This window comes from Pseudomonas rosaeacicularis, from assembly GCF_057128745.1.
On record NZ_JBSKHT010000022.1, the window covers coordinates 35,365 to 57,018 of the forward strand.

Genomic DNA, 21,654 nt, shown 5'->3' on the forward strand with positions numbered 1-21,654 from the left:
GCGCAGGAAGCCCGGATTAATAAGATGGCATTGAAATCCCCCGCGTTTCGTAAAAAATTTCCGTTGCTTGTAACCGGCAGTCTGCTGGCCATGCAACCTCTAGCCATCCAATATGCGGTGGCGGCAGAACAGTTTGACTGCTCGGTATCCGCCGCAGGCTCCTGGGATTGCGCACCAAAAGCAACTGCTGTGCAGTTGCCCCCACGGCCGGTACACAGTACGACCAGTGTCAGCTCCAATGGCACTGTGACTGAATCCGAGACCACTGCCGGCGGCGAAGTCGTACCCAAAACGACGCTGGTCACCGAGGCCAAGGGCCGTGGCCTGAGATCGCGAAGTGCTGACTACAGCCACCTCGATTGGGTTCCTCGCGAACGATTGACCGCTGCGCAACTGGCCGAAACCGGCCCGTATTGCTCAGGCGCGTACGTCGAGCCGATTCGTCCAGGCATGGATGACAAGACGCCGAAGAACGAGGCTCCGACTTTCATCGGTGCCAAGGCTTCGCGCTATGAGCAGGAAGAACAGACTGCAACCCTGGCCGGTGACGTTGTCATGCGCCAGGGCAGTATGCAGCTTCAAGCTCAGGAAGCTTCCCTGCATCAGGCTGAAAACCGTGGCGAGCTCAACGGCGATGTCCGTCTGCGCGACAACGGTGCCTTGATCGTCGGCGACCACGCCGAGGTGCAGCTCGACACGGGTGAAGCCCAGGTCGACAACGCCGAGTACGTGCTACACAAATCCAACGTGCGTGGTAACGCGCTGTACGCAAAACGTGCAGAGAACGCCATCATCCGCTTGAAGGACGGTACGTACACTACGTGCGAACCCAACAGCAATGCCTGGACCATCAAGGGCAACAACATCACGCTGAACCCGGCCACCGGTTTCGGTACGGCGACCAACGCTACGCTTCGGGTAAAAGACATCCCGATTCTGTACACGCCTTATATCTATTTCCCGATCGACGACCGTCGCCAGTCCGGCTTCCTGCCACCGACCATTGGTGCCAGCAGCGATACGGGCCTTTCGTTGCTCACGCCTTACTACTTCAACCTGGCGCCTAACTACGACGCCACGTTGTACCCCACCTACATGGCCAAACGCGGTCTGTTGATGGAAGGCGAATTCCGCTACCTGACCAAAAGCAGCGAAGGCCAGTTTGGCGGCGGTTACCTGAACGACGACGACGACGATCGCAAGCTGCAGTCTGATTACAAAGACACTCGCTGGATGATCAACTGGCAGCACAAAGGCGGTCTGGATTCGCGCTGGGCGACACATGTCGACTACACCGACATCAGCGATCCGTACTACTTCCAGGATCTGAAAACCGGCCAGGAAGGCATCGGCACCCACGATTACATCAATCAGCAAGCTGACTTGACGTACCGTGGTGACAGTTATGTTGCGCGCTTGAACGCACAGCGCTACGAACTGGCTAACGTAACGGACATCACGCCGTACGGCCGTCTGCCTCAGCTGACCCTGAACGGCACGCTTCCTTACAGTCCAGGCGGCCTCAAGTTCGACTACGAGACTGAAGCAGTCCGCTTTGATCGCGATCTTAGAACCGGTGATTTCACCGACGAAGACGGCATCTCCACCCCTCGACTGGACAGAAACGTTGCAGGCCTTGACCGTGCAAACGGTGATCGTCTGAACTTATCTCCATCGATCAGCCTACCGTTGACGGCGTCCTACGGCTTTGTGACTCCAAAACTCAAGTATGCATATACCAAATATGATCTTGATCTTGACGGCACAGGCAAGCAGCAAATTACTGCACAGGGCGGCGAATTCGATAGTTCGGTAGACCGCAGCATCCCGATCTTCAGCGTAGACAGCGGCCTGTACTTCGACCGAAATACCCAGTGGTTTGGCAAAAACTACCGTCAAACTCTTGAGCCGCGCCTGTACTACTTGTACGTCCCTGAAAAAAATCAGGATGACATCCCGATTTTCGATTCGGGCGAGACCACGTTCAACTACGCCTCGCTGTTCCGCGACAACCGCTTCGTTGGCTCCGACCGTATCGGCGACGAAAACAAGCTGTCTTTGGGTATCACCAACCGCTGGATCGAAGACGATGGCTTCGAGCGTCAACGCATCAGCGTTGGCCAGGCCCTGTACTTTAAGGACCGCAAGGTTCAGTTGCCGGGTATCAGCTTTGAAGATCGTCAGGACGCTCAGGCGAACGTATCCCCATATGCGCTGGAATACGAATATCGCTACAACCGCGACTGGCGCGTCAACTCCGACTTCAACTGGGATCCGGACAGCCACAGCACCCGCTCCGGCAGCGCGATGCTGCATTACCAGCCTGAAGACAACCCGGGCAAGATCATCAACGCTGGCTACCGCTACCGTAATGACCAGGTCCGTTACGACCAGACCACCGGTCGTTGGAGTGTGGGCGGCGGTGACTACGGCACCCCAGGTACACCGGGCTACGTGAAGGACTACTACAAGATTCAGCAGCATGACTTCTCGGTCATCTGGCCAATCGTTCCTCAATGGAGTGCGATCAGCCGCTGGCAGTACGACTACAACCGTAACCGTACGCTCGAAGCCTTTGGTGGTTTTGAATACGACAACTGCTGCTGGAAGCTGCGTCTGATCAACCGTTACTGGGTTGACTACGACGAGTACACCCAGGAAGCGCCTCAGAACGAAAAAGGCGACCGCGGCATTTTCCTACAAATTGTGTTGAAGGGACTTGGTGGCGTTGTTGGCCAGAAAGTAGAGAGCTTCCTCGACCAAGGCATCCAAGGTTATCGTGAACGTGAAGACCAAGCTTTCTGATTGTCTGCGCCCCCTGATGTTGGGCGCTTTACTCATCGGTTCCGTGGCGCACGCTGAAGTGCGCTCCATCGACAAAGTGGCGGCCATCGTCGACAACGACGTGGTCATGCAAAGCCAGCTCGACCAGCGTATCCGTGAAGTACAGCAAACCATCGCCAAACGTGGCCAGGGCGTACCGCCTCCCAGCGCCCTGCAGTCGCAGGTGCTGGACCGGTTGATTCTGGAAAACCTTCAACTGCAGATCGGCGAACGCTCAGGCATTCGCATTACAGACGAAGAGTTGAACCAGGCCATCGGCACCATCGCCCAGCGTAATCAGATGAGTGTGGAGCAGTTCAAGGCCGCTTTGACCCACGACGGTTTGTCGTACCAGAGCGCCCGCGAACAGGTTCGTCGGGAAATGATCATCAGCCGGGTGCGTCAGCGCCGAGTGGCTGAGCGCATTCAGGTGTCCGAGCAGGAAGTGAAGAACTTCCTCGCCTCCGACATGGCCAAGGCGCAGTTTTCCGAAGAGTTTCACCTGGCAAATATTCTGATCCCTACGCCTGATAGCGCCACGTCCGCGCAGATTCAGGCGGCAGCGACCAAGGCCAAGGACGTCTACGGCAAGCTGCAGCAAGGCGCTGACTTCGGTCAGCTTGCAATCGCTTCCTCTGCCAGCGAAAGCGCACTGGAAGGCGGCGACATGGGCTGGCGTAAAGCCGCTCAATTGCCACCTCCATTCGGTGACATGCTGGGCTCGATGCGCGCTGGTGAGGTCACGCCTCCTGCGCGGACACCTGGTGGTTTCATCATCATCAAGCTGCTGGAAAAACGCGGCGGCGAAGGCCAGACCCAGATGCGCGATGAAGTGCATGTGCGTCACATCCTGATCAAGCCAAGTGAAATCCGCACTGAGGCCGAAACCAAGCTTTTGGCTCAGAAGATCTACGATCGTATTCAAAACGGTGAAGACTTCGGCGATCTGGCAAAAAGCTTCTCCGAAGATCCGGGTTCGGCGCTCAACGGCGGCGACATGAACTGGGTCGACCCGAACACGTTGGTGCCTGAGTTCCGCGAAGTCATGGCTGAGACGCCACAGGGCACGGTGTCCAAGCCGTTCCAGACGCAATACGGCTGGCACGTCCTGGAAGTACTGGGTCGCCGCGCTACCGACAGCACCAATCAGGCGCGTGAACAACAAGCCCTGACGGTGTTGCGTAACCGCAAATACGATGAAGAGCTGCAAACCTGGCTGCGTCAGATCCGCGACGAAGCCTACGTAGAAATCAAAGTCCCTGGCGCTGACCAGGCTGCGCAGTGAAACCCAAGCGTTTCGCACTGACACCCGGCGAGCCGGCCGGCATTGGTCCTGACCTCTGCCTGTTGCTCGCCGCGCAGCCCCAGCCGCACCCCATGATTGCCATCACCAACCGCGACTTGCTCAGCGAGCGAGCCGCGCTGTTGGGTGTTGCCGTCAATTTGATAGCCGTTACCCCCGACAGTTGGCCCGAGATGCCCGCCCCTGCCGGCAACCTGTATGTTTGGGATACGCCGCTTCAGGCACCGGTCGTTGCAGGCCAACTGAACAAAGCCAATGGCGCATTCGTATTGCAAACCCTGACCCGTGCGGGCCAGGGCTGCATTGACGGCGACTTCGCCGGCATGATCACCGCCCCTGTTCATAAGGGCGTGATCAACGAAAGCGGCATCGCGTTTTCCGGTCACACTGAGTTTCTCGCTGAGCTGACTCAGACCGAGCAAGTGGTGATGATGCTTGCCACCAGTGATCTGCGCGTGGCGCTGGTCACGACTCATCTGCCGCTGCGCGATGTCGCTGATGCCATCACTGCTGATCGCCTGGAGCGCGTGACGCGCATCCTCCACGCTGATCTGGTGAGCAAGTTTGGTATCGCCAACCCACGCATTCTTGTCTGCGGCCTTAACCCGCACGCCGGCGAAAGCGGACATCTGGGGCGCGAAGAAATCGACATCATCGAACCCACATTGGAGCGCCTGCGCAGCGAGGGCCTGGATTTACGTGGCCCGCTGCCTGCCGACACTCTGTTTACCCCTAAATATCTGGAGCACTGCGACGCGGTGCTGGCGATGTACCACGACCAGGGTCTGCCCGTACTCAAATACAAAGGCTTCGGCGCAGCGGTCAACGTGACTCTCGGCTTGCCGATCATCCGCACCTCAGTCGATCACGGCACCGCGCTGGATCTGGCAGGCAGCGGCAAGATCGACACCGGCAGCCTGAAAGTCGCCCTGGAAACCGCCTATCAGATGGCCGAGACGCATTAATGAGTGAGCAATTTCAACACAAGGCGCGCAAGCGTTTTGGGCAAAACTTTCTGCATGACGCGGGCGTGATCGACAAGATCCTCCGTGCGATCCGTGCCAAACCTGAAGACCGCCTGCTGGAAATCGGACCGGGTCAGGGCGCTTTGACTGAAGGCCTGCTTAACAGCACTGCGCAACTGGATGTAGTTGAGCTGGACAAGGACTTGATCCCCATTCTCATGCATCAGTTTGGCAGTCTGCCTAACTTCAATCTGCACCAAGGGGATGCTCTGAAGTTCGATTTCACCAGCCTTGGCGCTGCCCCAAGTAGCCTGCGAGTAGTCGGTAACCTGCCGTACAACATCTCCACACCGCTGATTTTTCATCTGTTGCAGAACGCTGGTCTGATTCGCGACATGCACTTCATGCTGCAAAAAGAGGTGGTTCAGCGTCTGGCAGCCACCCCTGGCGGCGGTGACTATGGCCGTCTGTCGATTATGGTTCAGTACCATTGCCGCGTGGAGCATCTGTTCAACGTAGGTCCAGGTGCGTTCAACCCGCCACCGAAAGTCGACTCGGCAATCGTTCGTCTGGTCCCGCACGAGACGCTGCCGCACCCTGCCAAAGACCACCGGGTGCTGGAGCGCGTGGTGCGGGAAGCTTTCAACCAGCGCCGCAAAACGCTGCGTAATACGCTCAAAGCCCTGCTGACCAGCGAAGAGATCACCGAAGCCGGCGTCGATGGCGGATTGCGTCCAGAACAACTGGACCTTGCTGCCTTTGTGCGTCTGGCCGACAAACTTAGCGAGAAGCCTGCTGTCGAGTAATGGGTCGGGACATGTTTAGTGCCAGACACTCTTTGGTTATTTAACCGAGACATGTCCTAGACTGATTTTTCACCGGGCTTTTTCCGGCTTTTTCCGCTTTCGCTTTTAAGGCCTCTTGCATGTCCGATCCCCGATATCAGGTCGACGTCAGCGTCGTCACCCGCTTTCTCACAGAACAGTCGCAGCCTGAGCAGAATCGCTTTGCCTTCGCCTATACCGTGACCGTTCACAATACCGGTGAGCTACCTGCCAAATTGCTGTCCCGGCACTGGGTCATCACTGACGGCGACGGCAATGTCGAAGAAGTCAGAGGCGACGGCGTCGTCGGTCAGCAACCGCTGATCCAGTCGGGCCAAAGCCACACCTACAGCAGCGGCACTGTCATGACCACCAAGGTGGGCAACATGCAGGGCACTTATCAAATGCTGGCAGACGATGGCAAACGTTTCGATGCGGTCATCGCGCCCTTCCGGCTGGCGGTGCCGGGGGCTCTGCACTGATGGCGGTGTACGCAGTCGGCGATCTGCAAGGTTGCCTTGAACCGCTGAAATGCCTGCTTGACCACGTTGGGTTCGAACCTGGCAAAGACAAACTGTGGCTGGTGGGCGATTTAGTCAATCGCGGTCCGCAGTCGCTGGAAACCCTGCGGTTCATTTATGCGATGCGCGACTCCGTGGTGTGCGTGCTGGGCAACCATGACCTGCATTTGCTCGCCGCCGGATACAACATCGAGCGTCTGAAAAAAGGCGATACCCTGCGCGAGATACTGGAAGCCCCTGACGCCGACCAATTGCTGCAGTGGCTACGCCAGCAAAAACTCATGCATTACGACGCCGAGCGCGACATCGCGTTGGTGCACGCTGGCATCCCCCCGCAATGGACGCTGAAGAAAGCGTTGCGCTGCGCTGAAGAAGTCGAAGAAGTACTGCGCGACGACAATCGCTTAGAGCCCTTTCTCGATGGCATGTATGGCAATGAACCGGCGAAGTGGGACAAGGATCTGCAAGGCGTGACGCGACTTCGGGTCATTACCAACTACTTCACACGGATGCGCTTCTGCACCAGCGACGGCAAGCTCGACTTTAAAGCCAAAGAAGGCGTGGACGCTGCTCCGCCCGGCTATGCACCGTGGTTTCGCCATAAAAATCGCAAGACCAAAAGCCTCAGCATTATTTTCGGTCATTGGGCGGCGCTTGAAGGTCGATGCAACGAACCCGGAATTTATGCGCTCGACACCGGTTGTGTCTGGGGCGCAGCGCTTTCGATGCTTAACGTCGATACTTGCCAGATGCACCGCTGCGAATGCGACGACCACGGCAATGCCGAGCCTGGCAAAGTGCGCCTGCTGAGCGCAGATGAACAAAACGCGATCAGGCATTAGAATCGATTCTTTTACGGGTCCCGACTGCTCGGGAACTGTGCGGCCGAGGAGCCCAAGCCATGACCGACTTTAAACGCATACCGCCGCAAGAGGCCCACGCCCTGCGCGAACAAGGCGCCGTGCTGGTTGATGTGCGCGATCAACAAACGTTCGCCAGCAACCATATTCCTGAATCCCATCACCTGGACAACCACTCCATTGCGGACTTCATCCGCAACGCAGATCTGGATAAACCTCTGGTGGTGGTGTGCTACCACGGAAACTCTAGCCAAAGTGCTGCGGCCTATCTTATCGGTCAGGGTTTCTCGGACGTCTACAGCATGGACGGCGGTTTTGAACTCTGGAAAAACACGTTTCCAGCGGAAACTGCGCAAGGCTGATCAGAAAAAATATTTTTATCCCGCGATCCCGCGTCCTACGCGGGCTCGCGCATCCATCTGACGAACGGTTGCCGTTCGATTGCAAGCATTCCTTCTTTCTCTGTCCGATTCCGAACTATCCTAAGACGCAGGCCATCCGAATCAGGGGAGAGCCGGTACACCGGCGCGTGGGTCATCGGTAGCTATTTTTATGGTGTTCTGGGGGGTAATTAGCTGCTGAGTGATCAGTCGCTAACCAGCATCAACTGACGATCCGCCGCCGGCTCCACGTATCGAGCGAGGTGACGTCATGAGTATTTTTAGCCACTTCCAACAACGCTTTGAATCGACACGCCAGGAAGAGCTCTCGCTACAGGAGTACTTGGAGCTCTGCAAACAGGACCGCAGTGCTTACGCATCGGCCGCAGAACGTCTTCTGCTGGCGATCGGTGAGCCTGAGTTGTTCGACACCTCGACCAACTCGCGGCTATCGCGAATCTTCTCCAACAAGGTCATTCGGCGCTATCCCGCGTTCGAAGAATTTCACGGCATGGAAGACTGCATCGAGCAAATCGTCTCGTACTTCCGCCACGCCGCTCAGGGCCTCGAAGAGAAGAAACAGATCCTTTACCTGCTCGGCCCGGTAGGCGGTGGTAAATCGTCTCTGGCTGAAAAACTCAAATCGCTGGTCGAAAAAATACCTTTCTACGCCATCAAGGGCTCGCCGGTTTTCGAGTCGCCCTTGGGCCTCTTCAAACCCACCGAAGACGGGACGATCCTCGAAGAGGACTACGGCATCCCGCGCCGGTACTTGAACACCATCATGTCGCCTTGGGCGACCAAACGTCTGGCTGAGTTCGGGGGCGACATCAGCCAGTTCAAGGTGGTGAAGCTGTATCCATCGATCCTCAATCAGATCGCCGTTGCCAAAACCGAACCAGGCGATGAGAACAACCAGGATATTTCGGCGCTGGTGGGTAAAGTCGATATCCGCAAGCTCGAAGAATATCCACAGAACGATGCCGACGCTTACAGCTACTCGGGTGCGCTGTGCAGGGCCAACCAGGGCCTGATGGAATTCGTCGAAATGTTCAAGGCGCCTATCAAGGTGCTACACCCACTGCTCACCGCCACCCAGGAAGGCAACTACAACAGTACCGAAGGCCTGGGCGCGATTCCGTTCACCGGTATTCTGCTGGCCCACTCCAACGAATCGGAATGGCACAGCTTCCGCAACAACAAAAACAACGAAGCCTTCATCGACCGGATTTATATCGTGAAGGTGCCGTACTGCTTGCGCGTCAGTGACGAGATCAAGATTTACGACAAGCTGCTGTTCAACAGTTCGCTGGCCAAGGCCCACTGCGCGCCCGACACGCTGAAAATGCTCGCGCAGTTCACCGTACTGTCACGCTTGAAGGAGCCGGAAAACTCCAACATCTATTCCAAGATGAGGGTCTACGACGGCGAAAATCTGAAAGACACCGACCCTAAGGCCAAGTCGATTCAGGAGTACCGCGACAGCGCGGGCGTCGACGAAGGCATGAACGGTTTGTCCACGCGGTTCGCGTTCAAAATCCTGTCGAAGGTCTTCAACTTCGACCCCCACGAAATTGCCGCCAACCCGGTGCATTTGCTTTACGTGCTTGAGCAGCAAATCGAGCAGGAGCAATTCCAGGCTGAAACCCGCGAGCGCTATCTGCGGTTCATCAAGGAATACCTGGCACCGCGCTATATCGAGTTCATCGGTAAGGAAATCCAGACGGCCTATCTGGAATCGTACAGCGAGTACGGTCAGAACATTTTCGACCGTTACGTGCTTTATGCAGATTTCTGGATTCAGGATCAGGAGTATCGCGATCCTGAAACCGGCGAAATTCTCAACCGTGTGGCCCTCAACGAAGAACTGGAAAAAATCGAAAAACCGGCGGGTATCAGCAATCCGAAGGATTTCCGTAATGAGATCGTCAACTTTGTATTGCGTGCCCGCGCCAACAATAACGGCAAGAACCCGACCTGGCTCAGCTACGAGAAGCTTCGGGTGGTGATCGAGAAGAAAATGTTCTCCAACACCGAGGATCTGCTGCCGGTTATCAGCTTCAACGCCAAAGCCAGCAAAGACGATCAGCAAAAGCACAACGACTTCGTCACCCGGATGGTCGAGCGGGGTTACACCGACAAACAGGTACGGCTGCTCTCCGAGTGGTACCTGCGTGTCCGGAAGTCGCAGTAACGCAGCTGTAAGCTACAAGCTTCAAGCGGCAAGCTGGGCCGGTCAGCTTTTCGACTCCGACCAGTTTGAGCTTGACGCTTGCAGCTGTTTTCTACTTGCAGCTGCCCGGAGGGCTTCAGATGGGCTATGTGATCGACCGACGCCTAAATGGCAAAAACAAAAGCACGGTAAATCGGCAGCGTTTTCTGCGTCGTTACCGTGACCACATCAAAAAAGCGGTGGAAGAGGCGGTCAGCCGCCGCTCCATCACTGACATGGAACACGGCGAACAAATCAGCATTCCCGGGCGTGATATCGACGAGCCGGTGCTTCATCACGGCCGTGGCGGCAAACAAACCGTTGTGCATCCGGGCAACAAAGAATTCACGTCTGGGGAACACATCGCGCGACCACAAGGTGGCGGGGGCGGCAAAGGTCCTGGCAAGGCGAGCAACTCCGGCGAAGGCATGGATGAGTTTTCTTTCCAGATCACTCAGGAAGAATTTCTTGAATTCATGTTCGAAGACCTCGAACTGCCTAACCTGGTGAAACGTAACCTCAGCGGCACCGATACCTTCAAAACCGTGCGTGCCGGGATCAGCAACGAAGGCAACCCGTCGCGCATCAACATCATCCGCACGCTGCGTTCGGCACACGCCAGACGCATTGCGTTGTCCGGCAGCAGCCGCGCCAAGCTTCGAGAAGTAACTGCCGAACTTGAGCGCATGAAACGCGAAGAACCAGACAACTTCGGCGACATTCAAGAGTTGGAGGTTGAATCAGAACGCCTCAAGGCAAGGATTCGTCGCGTCCCGTTTCTAGACACTTTCGACCTCAAGTACAACCTTCTGGTCAAGCAGCCCAACCCCAGTTCCAAGGCGGTGATGTTCTGTTTGATGGACGTCTCGGGCTCCATGACCCAGGCGACCAAGGACATCGCCAAACGCTTTTTCATCCTGCTGTATCTGTTCCTCAAACGAAATTACGACAAGATCGAAGTCGTGTTCATTCGCCACCACACCAGTGCGCGCGAAGTGGACGAAGAAGAGTTTTTCTACTCCCGGGAAACCGGGGGCACCATCGTTTCCAGCGCTTTGAAACTGATGCAAGAAATCATGGCGGAGCGCTATCCCACTAACGAATGGAACATCTACGCAGCACAGGCTTCCGACGGCGACAACTGGAATGACGACTCCCCCATCTGCCGCGACATCTTGATCAAGCAGATCATGCCGTTCGTGCAGTACTACACTTACGTCGAAATCACCCCGCGTGAACATCAGGCGCTGTGGTTTGAATACGAGCGCATCGGCGAAGCGTTTGCCGACACGTTTGCCCAGCAGCAGCTGGTCTCTGCCGGTGATATCTATCCGGTTTTCCGTGAACTCTTCCAGCGCAGGTTAGTGACATGACCGGTAGAGAGCAGAAACGCCAACCCCTCTCCACGGGTTCCGAGTGGACATTTGAACTGATCCAGGCGTACGACCGGGAAATCAGCCGCATCGCCGAGCGTTATGCCCTGGACACCTATCCCAACCAGATCGAGGTGATTACCGCTGAACAGATGATGGACGCCTATGCGTCGGTCGGTATGCCGCTGGGCTATCACCATTGGTCCTACGGCAAACACTTCCTCAGCACTGAAAAATCCTACTCACGGGGCCAGATGGGTCTGGCGTACGAAATCGTCATTAACTCCGACCCGTGCATCGCTTATCTGATGGAAGAAAACACCATCTGCATGCAGGCGCTGGTAGTGGCACATGCGTGCTATGGCCATAACAGCTTCTTCAAAGGCAATTACCTGTTTCGCACCTGGACCGACGCCAGCTCAATCATCGATTACCTGGTGTTCGCCAAGCAGTACATCATGCAATGCGAAGAGCGCCACGGCATCGATGCGGTGGAAGACCTGCTCGATTCCTGCCATGCGCTGATGAATTACGGCGTGGACCGCTACAAACGCCCTTATCCGATTTCGGCAGAGGAAGAGCGCCGCCGACAAAAGGACCGTGAAGAGCACCTGCAAAAGCAGATCAACGACCTGTGGCGCACCATTCCGAAAAACGCTGATAAAAACAGCAAGGAGGACAACGCACGATTCCCGGCCGAGCCTCAGGAGAACATTCTCTATTTCATCGAGAAACACGCGCCGTTGCTGGAGCCATGGCAGCGTGAAATCGTAAGAATTGTGCGCAAGATCGCGCAGTATTTTTACCCTCAGCGCCAGACGCAGGTGATGAACGAAGGCTGGGCGACGTTCTGGCACTACACGCTGATGAATGACCTTTATGACGAAGGCCTTGTCACTGACGGCTTCATGATGGAGTTCCTGACATCGCACACCAGCGTTATCTATCAGCCGGGCTTTGATAGCCCTTACTACAGCGGCATTAACCCCTACACGTTGGGTTTTGCTATGTATCAAGACATCCGGCGGATGTGTGAAAAGCCTACCGATGAAGACCGTCATTGGTTCCCCGACATTGCCGGGACCGACTGGCTGACGGCCGTGAAGTTTGCTATGAGCAGCTTCAAGGATGAGAGCTTCATCCTGCAATACCTGTCGCCGAAGGTCATTCGGGATCTGAAATTGTTCAGCATCATGGACGACGATCAAAAGGAGGATCTGCTCGTTCCTGCAATTCACGACGAACCTGGCTACAAGATCATCAGAGAAACCCTCGCCGCTCAGTACAACTTGGGCAACCGTGAACCCAACGTGCAGATCTACAGCATCGATCGTCGCGGCGATCGCTCCTTGACGCTGCGCCACCAACAGCATGATCGCAAACCGCTCGGAGACTCCACCGACGAAGTGCTCAAACACTTGCATCGTCTATGGGGCTTCGACATTCACTTGGAATCCTTACAGGGAGATCAAATCATGAAGACCCTTCATGTGCCTCCCCGAAGTGAGCACTCCGAAAGTGAATACCCCCGGCTCGATCTGGCGGTCGTACATCTTTAACCAGTGACATCACCGTTTTAACCTCCGCGAGTGTGACGTTAGGTTTATCCTGTCGCGCTCACGGAGGTTTTTTCCATGCAATTTTATAAAGTCGGCGGCGCTGTTCGCGACCGCCTGCTCGGCAAACCGGTCGTTGATATCGACTGGGTCGTCGTCGGCGCCACCACCGATGAGATGCTCATCAAGGGTTATCGCCCTGTTGGCACTGACTTTCCGGTATTTCTGCATCCGCTGACTGGAGAGGAATACGCACTGGCCCGCACTGAGCGCAAAAGCGGGCATGGTTATGGCGGGTTCGTATTTCACGCAGCCCCTGATGTGACACTGGAAGAAGATCTGGTTCGCCGTGATCTCACAATCAACGCGATTGCTGAGGACAAAGACGGACATCTGACTGATCCGTATCATGGCCAACGAGATCTGCAATCTCGTATTTTGCGTCACGTTTCGCCTGCTTTCGCCGAGGATCCCCTCCGAGTATTACGCGTGGCCCGCTTCGCGGCTCGCTATGCGCCCGATGGTTTCACTATTGCGCCAGAGACCCTGGAGCTGATGCGTGAACTGAGCCACTCCGGCGAGCTGCAAGCGTTGACTCCAGAACGCAGCTGGAAGGAAATTTCCCGCGCATTGATGGAAACCCAGCCTCAGATATTTATTCGCGTGCTGCGTAATTGCGACGCTTTAGCCGTTCTAATACCGGAGGTCGACGGTCTGTTTGGCGTTCCACAGCCCGAAGCTCATCACCCCGAAGTCGATACGGGACTGCATGTATTGAGTGTGCTTGAGCAGTCCGCCATTCATCACCAGCCGCTGAGTGTTCGTTGGGCCTGCCTGCTACACGACTTGGGCAAAGGCCTGACGCCGCCAGCCGACTGGCCTCAGCACATTGCCCATGAGCACACGGGCCTCAAGCTGATCAAAGCGGTCAATAAGCGCTTCAAGGTGCCGAGAGACTGCCAGGAATTGGCCCTGCTGGTAGGCCAATATCATACCCACGGGCATCGGGCGCTGGAGCTCAAGCCTTCGACGTTGCTGGATCTGCTGCAGAGCTTCGACGTCTATCGCCGGCCACAGCGATTTGAAGAGTTTGTTGTCGCCTGCGAGATGGACGCGCGTGGTCGCAAAGGACTTGAAGATCGCACCTATCCCCAAGCCGAATACCTCAGGGGTGCAGCCGCAACGGCCCGCGAGGTGCAAGTGCAGCCTTTGCTGGAGCAGGGTTTTCAAGGGCAGGAACTGGGTGAAGCGCTTAAACGCGAGCGGCTTGATGCGCTGAAGGTTTACAAGGCGACGTATAACAACTGAGTCGAAACCTATCGCGGGCAAGCGCGCTCCTCCAGGAATCCGCAATCATTGTAGGAGCGCGCTTGCCCGCGATGATGTCTGCGTCGCTAGATATTAAACTCGGAAATCAGGTCTGAAGGCGTCAACTGTTCGCCCCGCCATTCGAATCCGACTGGCCATAATTTTTGATCTATTTGGGCGCTCGCCCACAGCTGACTAAAACTGATTCCCACGCCAGGATGCTTGCGCTCCGGAGCTATTAGCGATAACGGCCACAGCACAAAGGCATTTTTCAGGATTTCGGCACGGGGCAGGACCAAACCGTCGAAATTTCCCGCCTGCTCGCCATACAGCAGCACATCGATGTCCAGCGGCAGTCCTTTGCGGTCCGGGGCGTAGCGACCATTATCGGCTTCGATGAATTTCAGGCGGCGATCCAGCTCCATCAACGGCAATTCGGTATACCCCGACACCACCAGGTTGATGAATGGGCCACTCTTGATGCCCACAGGATGGCTTTCGAAAACCGGCGAACAGGTAAGCTCGGTCAAAAAACCGGTTAACGCCTCAAGCCCGGCGCACAGGTGCTTCTCGCGCTCGATGTTGCTGCCTAGACCTAAGTAAACCCGTGTCAGCGACATCCGCGCTCGATCTCCACGCCCACGCCTTTGGCTGCCGGAACAGCTCCGGGCTTGGTCAGTTTTAGGTGCAGCCAGGGGATATCGAATTCGCTCATCAAGACTTCGGCGAGTCGTTCGGCGAAGGTTTCGACCAGCTGAAATTGAGAGGCTTCAGCGAAGGCCTGAATGCGTGTCGAAACGCTGGCGTAATCGAGGGCCTTGCTCAGGTCATCGCCGGCGGCTGCAGGTCGATTATCCCAGGCAAAACTGAGGTCCAGACGCAGACACTGACGGATGCCGCGCTCCCAGTCATAGGCGCCGATCACTGTATCGACTTCCAGACCCTCAATGAACACTCTGTCCAAGCCTTAATCTCCGCTGCACGACAAGGGCGCGTTGCGCCGTTAGAATCAGGGCTTCCTCGCCCGGAATGGTTACCATGTTTTGGTTACTGGCGATTCTCGCCTACCTGCTCGGCTCACTGTCCTTTGCCATCCTGCTCAGCCGCCTCACTGGCAGCCCGGACCCGCGTGACAGCGGATCAGGCAACGCCGGCGCAACTAATATGCTGCGCCTGGCAGGCAAAAAACTCGCCGTTCTTACCCTCATCGGGGACCTGTGCAAAGGACTGATTCCCGTGCTGATCGCCGGATGGGTCGGGCTTGATCCTCGACAACAGGCCTGGATAGGACTGTGCGCCGTCATCGGTCATTTGTTTCCGTTGTACTTTCGTTTCCGCGGAGGTAAAGGCGTCGCCACCGCTGCTGGCGTATTGCTGGGCTTGTATCTACCCGCCGCCCTGCTCGCGCTCGCAGCCTGGTTGTTGACGTTTTACCTGACTCGAACCAGCTCACTTGCGGCGTTGATCGCAACACCGCTGACATTGCCGTTGCTGGCCTGGCAAGAGCCGCGAGCGCTGGTGCCCATGACCTTGCTCACGTTGCTGATTGTCTGGCGTCACCGAGGCAATCTACGCGACCTGTTCGCCGGGCGCGAACGGCATTTCTGAATCCTGCATTGAGCGCGATTCATCTTGCCACTCAAATGCCCTGCAATTGCTCCATAGGCCAGCGGGCCTGAACGCTGATGCTCAAGTCTGCTCGTTGGCCGGCCTGCAAACGCTGGCAGCCAGCGAAGGCAATCATTGCGCCGTTGTCCGTGCAAAACTCAGGTCGGGCGTAATAAACGTTGCCGTTCAGTGCGCCTAGCATCTGCTCCAGCGACACACGCAGCGCCTTGTTTGCGCTGACGCCACCGGCGATCACAAGTCGCTTCAAACCCGTCTGCTTCAATGCGCGCTTGCACTTGATGGTCAAAGTGTCCACCACGGCCTGCTGGAAGGCCAGCGAGATGTCGCAACGGGTTTGCTCGCCGTCGTCCCCAGTGCTTTGGCATTGCTGCCACGTCATAAGCGCGGAGGTTTTCAGACCACTGAAACTGAAATCCAGACCGGGACGATCGGTCATCGGCCGCGGGAACAGGAATCGCCCTGCCAGGCCCTTCATTGCCATGCGAGAAATTTCCGGACCGCCCGGGTAATGCATGCCCATCATCTTGGCGGTCTTGTCGAATGCTTCGCCTGCCGCGTCATCGAGCGTCTCGCCCAACAGCTCGTACTGACCGATGCCGTCGACTCGAACAAGCTGCGTATGACCGCCTGAAACCAACAAAGCGACGAACGGAAACTCGGGAGGGTGCTCTTCCAGCATCGGAGCCAGCAAATGGCCCTCCATGTGGTGGACACCCAGCGCCGGAATATCCCAGGCAAACGCCAGGGCCTGTGCGCATGAGGCACCTACCAGCAAGGCGCCGACCAGTCCTGGGCCTGCTGTGAAGGCGATGCCATCGATCTCGGTCACAGCGCAGTCGGCTTCGGCCAATACTTGGCGAATCAAAGGCAGCATGCGCTTGACGTGATCGCGCGAAGCAAGCTCCGGCACCACGCCACCAAAGACCCGGTGTTGATCGATCTGACTGAACAATGCATCGGCGAGAAGCCCGCGTTCGCTGTCGTACAGCGCTACGCCGGTCTCATCGCAGGAAGTTTCCAATCCCAGTACTAACATGGGTACGCCTTGTTGGGGCTTGATTCGAAGGCGCGCATAATAGTCGCCGCTCATGCCCTCGACCAGCGGTTTTCGATCAGAGGCTTTGCATTCCTCGCAATGAGGGGTTAACATCCGCAACCCTTAAAAACCGACGTACTTAGTGCAGTGTTTGCACCGAGCGTTGACCCCGGTAATGAATGAAGGTAGCTCTGGATGCCAGCCGTCAAAGTTAAAGAGAACGAACCCTTCGACGTAGCTCTGCGTCGTTTCAAGCGCTCCTGCGAAAAAGCCGGTGTTCTGGCTGAAGTTCGTAGCCGCGAATTTTACGAGAAGCCGACTTCGGAGCGTAAACGTAAGGCAGCTGCTGCTGTTAAGCGTCACGCCAAGAAAGTTCAGCGCGAACAGCGCCGCGCCGTTCGTCTGTACTAATACAGACGTCTGTCGCAAGCTTCTGCCTTGCCCGGCCTAAAAGCCGGGCTGTCGGCAGTTGCAGTTTTAGCCTCACGCACCACTGACAGAGGCTGTCGATGCCGCAGATGCGACTAAGACAAAATCCGTCAAGCCCGTCTAGCCTGATTCAGGCCGCGCTGACCACGTCTACACTGCTCAAGCAACCTTAAAGCAACGGTAGTTACGCTTTGGATTCGCCACGATTTCTCTGGCGAGGCGCCTGATGATGAGAACGCCATGGCCGGACTGATCCCTCAAGGTTTTATTGACGACTTACTGAATCGCACCGACATCGTCGATGTTGTCAGTTCGCGCGTTCAATTGAAGAAAACCGGCAAGAACTTCAGCGCCTGCTGTCCGTTCCACAAAGAAAAAACTCCATCGTTTAGCGTCAGCCCTGACAAGCAGTTTTACTATTGCTTCGGATGTGGCGCAGGCGGCAACGCGCTTGGCTTCATCATGGACCACGATAACCTGGATTTCCCCCAGGCAGTCGAGGACCTGGCCAAAGCTGCTGGCATGAAGGTCCCGCGCGAGCAAAGCGTCAAAGGCCAAAAGCCTCGGCAGCCGACGGATTCGCCGCTTTACCCTTTGCTCACCGCAGCCGCTGATTACTATCGCGCCGCGCTCAAAAACCACCCGACGCGCAAGTCGGCTGTGGATTATCTGAAGGGCCGCGGCCTTTCAGGTGAAATAGCGCGAGATTTCGGTTTGGGGTTCGCGCCGCCCGGCTGGGACAATCTCCACAAACATCTGAGCAGCGACACGCTCCAGCAAAAGGCAATGATCGACGCTGGCTTGCTGATTGAAAATGCCGAAACCGGAAAACGCTACGACCGGTTTCGCGATCGCGTGATGTTTCCTATCCGCGACAGCCGCGGCCGCGTCATCGCGTTCGGTGGTCGGGTTTTAGGTGACGACAAGCCAAAATACCTGAACTCTCCGGAGACTCCGGTGTTTCATAAAGGACAGGAACTGTACGGCCTGTTCGAAGCCAGAAAATTTAACCGCAGCCTCGATGAGATTATTGTCGTCGAAGGCTATATGGACGTCATCGCTCTGGCCCAACAAGGCTTGCGCAATGCGGTTGCAACGCTGGGTACTGCCACCAGCGAAGATCATTTGAAAAAGCTTTTCCGGGTCGTACCGAACGTGCTGTTTTGTTTCGATGGCGACCAGGCTGGCCGCAATGCCGCATGGCGCGCGCTGGAGGCAGCACTTTCGAGCCTGCAGGATGGTCGGCGAGCACGGTTTCTGTTTCTGCCGGAAGGCGAAGATCCGGATACGCTGGTGCGATCAGAAGGTACTGACGCGTTCAAAGCCAGGATCGCCCAGCACGCGCAACCGCTGGCCGATTATTTCTTTGAGCAGCTGACCAAAGAAGCCGATCCGCGCTCGCTTGAGGGCAAAGCGCACATGGCGACGCTGGCGGTGCCACTGATAGAAAAGGTTCCTGGCGCCAATCTGCGCGCACTGATGCGCCAGCGATTGAGCGAAATTACCGGGCTCAATCCGGCTGCAATGAGCCAACTGGTGCAAAACGCTCCTCAGGAACCGCAACCTGGTTACGATCCGGGAATCGATTACGAAGCAATCCCCGATTACAGCGACTTTCAGCCGCACGATGCGTACGAAGCACAGAATGAATGGGCGCCGAGCAAATCCGGCGGCCAGCAAAAAAAGTGGGAAAAGAAACCGTGGGATGGCAAAAAGTGGGACAAGAACGGCAAACGGCCTGACTTTGAACCGCGCGCGCCCCGCACGCCTGCATCGGTTGAACCACCTACGCTAACAGCACTCAGGACCTTGCTGCACCATCCTGAACTGTCGGGCAAGGTAGAAGATGCCAGCCACTTTGCCGCCGAAGACAATGTCTATTCGCAGTTATTGGTGGCATTGCTTGAAGCACTTCAAAAAAATCCCAAGCTGCGATCGTTGCAACTGATCGCAAGGTGGCACGGGACGGATCAAGGACGATTGCTACGACAACTGGCGGAAAAGGAATGGCTTATATCGGCCGATAACCTTGAACAACAGTTTTTCGACACTATAACTAGCTTGTCCGCCCGCCAACGCGAGCGAAGCCTGGATCAATTGATCAGGAAGGAACGGCAGACCGGGTTGTCCGCTGAGGAAAAAGTTCAGCTGCTCAATCTGTTAAATCGCAAAGTTCCTGCACAAACCCCGACCTCAACTGGCGCGTGAGGTCCTAGCTCGGGTATAATCCTCGGCTTGTTTTTTGCCCGCCAAGACCTTCAGTGGATAGGGTGTTATGTCCGGAAAAGCGCAACAGCAGTCTCGCCTCAAAGAGTTGATCAGCCGTGGTCGTGAGCAGGGTTACCTGACTTACGCGGAGGTCAACGACCACCTGCCGGAGGATATTTCAGATCCGGAACAGGTGGAAGACATCATCCGCATGATTAACGACATGGGGATCAACGTATTCGAGAGTGCCCCGGATGCGGACGCCCTTTTGTTGGCCGAAGCTGATACCGATGAGGCAGCTGCTGAGGAAGCAGCTGCAGCATTGGCGGCAGTCGAGACCGACATTGGTCGCACAACCGACCCGGTTCGCATGTACATGCGTGAAATGGGCACGGTTGAGCTTTTGACACGTGAAGGCGAAATTGAAATCGCCAAACGTATCGAAGAAGGCATCCGTGAAGTGATGGGCGCAATTGCGCACTTCCCTGGGACCGTCGATCACATTCTCTCCGAGTACACCCGCGTCACCACCGAAGGTGGCCGTCTGTCCGACGTGTTGAGCGGTTATATCGACCCGGACGACGGCATCGCGCCGCCGGCCGAAGTGCCGCCGCCAGTTGACCCCAAGGCCGAAAAGGTCGAAGGGGCTGACGAAGAGGAAGAAGAGTCGGACACCGACGACGAGGAAGAGACCGAAAGTGGTCCCGATCCGGTCATCGCTGCCCAGCGATTCGGCGCCGTCGCCGACCAGATGGCAATTGCAGTCAAGGCCCTGAAAAAACATGGTCGTGGCAGCAAACAGGCTTCTGCAGAACTGTTGGCCCTGGCCGAGCTGTTCATGCCGATCAAACTGGTTCCTAAACAGTTTGAAGGCTTGGTTGAACGTGTTCGTGGTGCTTTGGAGCGCCTCCGCGCTCAAGAACGCGCCATCATGCAGCTGTGCGTTCGTGACGCCCGTATGCCTCGTGCTGACTTCCTGCGCCAATTCCCGGGCAACGAAGTTGACCAGAGCTGGACCGACGCACTGGCCAAAGGCAAAGGTAAATATGCTGAAGCCATCGGCCGTTTGCAGGTTGATATCCAGCGTTGCCAGCAAAAGCTGACCACGCTGCAGGAAGAAACCGGTCTGACGATCGCCGAGATCAAAGACATCAACCGTCGCATGTCGATCGGTGAGGCCAAGGCCCGCCGCGCGAAGAAAGAGATGGTTGAAGCGAACCTTCGTCTGGTTATCTCCATCGCCAAGAAGTACACCAACCGTGGCTTGCAATTCCTCGATCTGATCCAGGAAGGCAACATCGGGTTGATGAAAGCGGTGGACAAGTTCGAATACCGTCGTGGTTACAAGTTCTCGACTTATGCCACCTGGTGGATCCGTCAAGCGATCACTCGCTCGATTGCCGACCAGGCTCGTACCATTCGTATTCCGGTACACATGATCGAGACGATCAACAAGCTCAACCGCATTTCCCGCCAGATGCTGCAGGAAATGGGTCGTGAACCGACCCCGGAAGAGCTGGGCGAACGCATGGAAATGCCTGAGGACAAAATCCGCAAGGTACTGAAGATCGCTAAAGAGCCGATCTCCATGGAAACCCCGATCGGTGACGACGAAGATTCGCACTTGGGAGACTTCATCGAAGACTCCACCATGCAGTCGCCAATCGATGTCGCTACAGTCGAAAGCTTGAAAGAAGCGACGCGTGAAGTCCTTTCGGGCCTTACAGCTCGCGAAGCCAAGGTTCTGCGTATGCGCTTCGGTATTGATATGAATACCGACCACACGCTGGAAGAAGTGGGTAAACAGTTTGACGTAACGCGTGAGCGTATTCGTCAGATCGAAGCCAAAGCCCTGCGCAAGCTTCGTCATCCGACGAGAAGCGAACACTTGCGGTCGTTCCTCGACGAGTAAGTGACACGCTGAAAACAAAACCCCCGGCATTGCTGGGGGTTTTTGCGTTTTAAAGAATAAATTTCCGGCACAGTGCCACTGTCACCCAGCCCGACTACACTCGACTCATTCTTAGCGCTGAATCTTGGGGCTGCCATGTTTCGGATGACGGCAGTAGCTTTCCTTTGCTTGATGGGGTCGACAGTGGTCGACGCTCGAGTTCTTTCCAAAACGGAAATCACCGAGCCTGTTGTTCATGAAGAACATACATATCGCACGGACGCTGTCTTACCCGCTCTTGAGCAAAGAACAGTGCTGCACCAAGACCTGTTGGCG

The 21,654-nt window shown here is 56.3% G+C and carries 18 protein-coding genes; 15 read left to right on the top strand and 3 right to left on the bottom strand.

The annotated features are described in order from the left end of the window. Nucleotides 1–24 precede the first annotated feature (24 nt). The 11 genes from ACWKWM_RS25150 (at nucleotide 25) to ACWKWM_RS25200 (ending at nucleotide 14,125) form a co-directional block, all read left to right on the top strand. Nucleotides 25–2,805, top strand: coding sequence for an LPS-assembly protein LptD (locus tag ACWKWM_RS25150; RefSeq protein WP_483848709.1), 2,781 nt, complete (start codon nucleotides 25–27; stop codon nucleotides 2,803–2,805). Continuing rightward, the gene (locus tag ACWKWM_RS25155; protein ID WP_483848710.1) at nucleotides 2,786–4,108 is read left to right on the top strand and encodes a peptidylprolyl isomerase; all 1,323 of its coding nucleotides are present in this window, start codon (nucleotides 2,786–2,788) and stop codon (nucleotides 4,106–4,108) included. The genes ACWKWM_RS25150 and ACWKWM_RS25155 overlap by 20 nt, the downstream gene beginning before the upstream one ends. Further along, entirely contained in the window at nucleotides 4,105–5,091 is a 987-nt protein-coding gene (gene pdxA / locus ACWKWM_RS25160; RefSeq protein WP_483848711.1) for a 4-hydroxythreonine-4-phosphate dehydrogenase PdxA, read from the top strand. The genes ACWKWM_RS25155 and pdxA overlap by 4 nt, the downstream gene beginning before the upstream one ends. Further along, nucleotides 5,091–5,897 carry a 16S rRNA (adenine(1518)-N(6)/adenine(1519)-N(6))-dimethyltransferase RsmA gene (gene rsmA / locus ACWKWM_RS25165; protein WP_483848712.1) on the top strand — a complete coding sequence of 269 codons (807 nt, stop codon included), beginning with the start codon at nucleotides 5,091–5,093 and terminating at the stop codon, nucleotides 5,895–5,897. Before pdxA ends, rsmA begins: the two co-directional genes overlap by 1 nt. A gap of 119 nt (nucleotides 5,898–6,016) precedes the next feature. Continuing rightward, complete coding sequence (gene apaG / locus ACWKWM_RS25170; RefSeq protein ID WP_483848713.1) at nucleotides 6,017–6,397, top strand: Co2+/Mg2+ efflux protein ApaG; 381 nt, start codon at nucleotides 6,017–6,019, stop codon at nucleotides 6,395–6,397. Then, on the top strand, nucleotides 6,397–7,278 hold the full coding sequence (locus ACWKWM_RS25175; RefSeq protein WP_483848714.1) for a symmetrical bis(5'-nucleosyl)-tetraphosphatase: 882 nt from the start codon (nucleotides 6,397–6,399) through the stop codon (nucleotides 7,276–7,278). Before apaG ends, ACWKWM_RS25175 begins: the two co-directional genes overlap by 1 nt. 59 nt (nucleotides 7,279–7,337) lie before the next feature. Then, on the top strand, nucleotides 7,338–7,658 hold the full coding sequence (glpE, locus tag ACWKWM_RS25180; RefSeq protein WP_483848715.1) for a thiosulfate sulfurtransferase GlpE: 321 nt from the start codon (nucleotides 7,338–7,340) through the stop codon (nucleotides 7,656–7,658). 289 nt (nucleotides 7,659–7,947) lie between these two features. Beyond that, nucleotides 7,948–9,870: a PrkA family serine protein kinase gene (locus ACWKWM_RS25185; protein ID WP_483838975.1), complete on the top strand. Its 1,923-nt coding sequence runs from the start codon at nucleotides 7,948–7,950 to the stop codon at nucleotides 9,868–9,870. 119 nt (nucleotides 9,871–9,989) lie between these two features. After that, nucleotides 9,990–11,261, top strand: a complete 1,272-nt coding sequence (locus ACWKWM_RS25190) for a YeaH/YhbH family protein (RefSeq protein WP_483848716.1) — start codon at nucleotides 9,990–9,992, stop codon at nucleotides 11,259–11,261. Next, complete coding sequence (locus tag ACWKWM_RS25195; protein ID WP_483848717.1) at nucleotides 11,258–12,820, top strand: SpoVR family protein; 1,563 nt, start codon at nucleotides 11,258–11,260, stop codon at nucleotides 12,818–12,820. The genes ACWKWM_RS25190 and ACWKWM_RS25195 overlap by 4 nt, the downstream gene beginning before the upstream one ends. A gap of 75 nt (nucleotides 12,821–12,895) precedes the next feature. Next, a complete protein-coding gene (locus ACWKWM_RS25200) occupies nucleotides 12,896–14,125 on the top strand; it encodes a multifunctional CCA addition/repair protein (RefSeq protein WP_483848718.1) in 1,230 nt (409 codons plus the stop codon). A gap of 86 nt (nucleotides 14,126–14,211) precedes the next feature. On the opposite strand, the gene folK is transcribed toward ACWKWM_RS25200, so the two are convergent. Beyond that, complete coding sequence (gene folK / locus ACWKWM_RS25205) at nucleotides 14,212–14,745, bottom strand: 2-amino-4-hydroxy-6-hydroxymethyldihydropteridine diphosphokinase (RefSeq protein WP_483848719.1); 534 nt, start codon at nucleotides 14,743–14,745, stop codon at nucleotides 14,212–14,214. After that, entirely contained in the window at nucleotides 14,736–15,089 is a 354-nt protein-coding gene (gene folB, locus ACWKWM_RS25210; RefSeq protein WP_483848720.1) for a dihydroneopterin aldolase, read from the bottom strand. Before folB ends, folK begins: the two co-directional genes overlap by 10 nt. A gap of 74 nt (nucleotides 15,090–15,163) precedes the next feature. Between folB and plsY the strand changes: the two genes are divergently transcribed. Beyond that, nucleotides 15,164–15,733, top strand: coding sequence for a glycerol-3-phosphate 1-O-acyltransferase PlsY (plsY, locus tag ACWKWM_RS25215; RefSeq protein WP_483848721.1), 570 nt, complete (start codon nucleotides 15,164–15,166; stop codon nucleotides 15,731–15,733). Nucleotides 15,734–15,764: 31 nt separating this feature from the next. On the opposite strand, the gene tsaD is transcribed toward plsY, so the two are convergent. Then, a complete protein-coding gene (gene tsaD / locus ACWKWM_RS25220) occupies nucleotides 15,765–16,790 on the bottom strand; it encodes a tRNA (adenosine(37)-N6)-threonylcarbamoyltransferase complex transferase subunit TsaD (protein WP_483848722.1) in 1,026 nt (341 codons plus the stop codon). Nucleotides 16,791–16,985: 195 nt separating this feature from the next. On the opposite strand from tsaD, the gene rpsU reads away from it, so the two are divergent. The 3 genes from rpsU to rpoD all read left to right on the top strand — a co-directional run bounded on the left by rpsU (nucleotide 16,986) and on the right by rpoD (nucleotide 21,339). Next, entirely contained in the window at nucleotides 16,986–17,201 is a 216-nt protein-coding gene (rpsU, locus tag ACWKWM_RS25225) for a 30S ribosomal protein S21 (RefSeq protein WP_002551877.1), read from the top strand. 258 nt (nucleotides 17,202–17,459) lie between these two features. Next, nucleotides 17,460–19,427, top strand: coding sequence for a DNA primase (gene dnaG, locus ACWKWM_RS25230; RefSeq protein ID WP_483848723.1), 1,968 nt, complete (start codon nucleotides 17,460–17,462; stop codon nucleotides 19,425–19,427). A 67-nt stretch (nucleotides 19,428–19,494) separates the two neighbouring features. After that, nucleotides 19,495–21,339, top strand: a complete 1,845-nt coding sequence (rpoD, locus tag ACWKWM_RS25235) for an RNA polymerase sigma factor RpoD (protein ID WP_483848724.1) — start codon at nucleotides 19,495–19,497, stop codon at nucleotides 21,337–21,339. The last annotated feature ends 315 nt before the right edge of the window (nucleotides 21,340–21,654 follow it).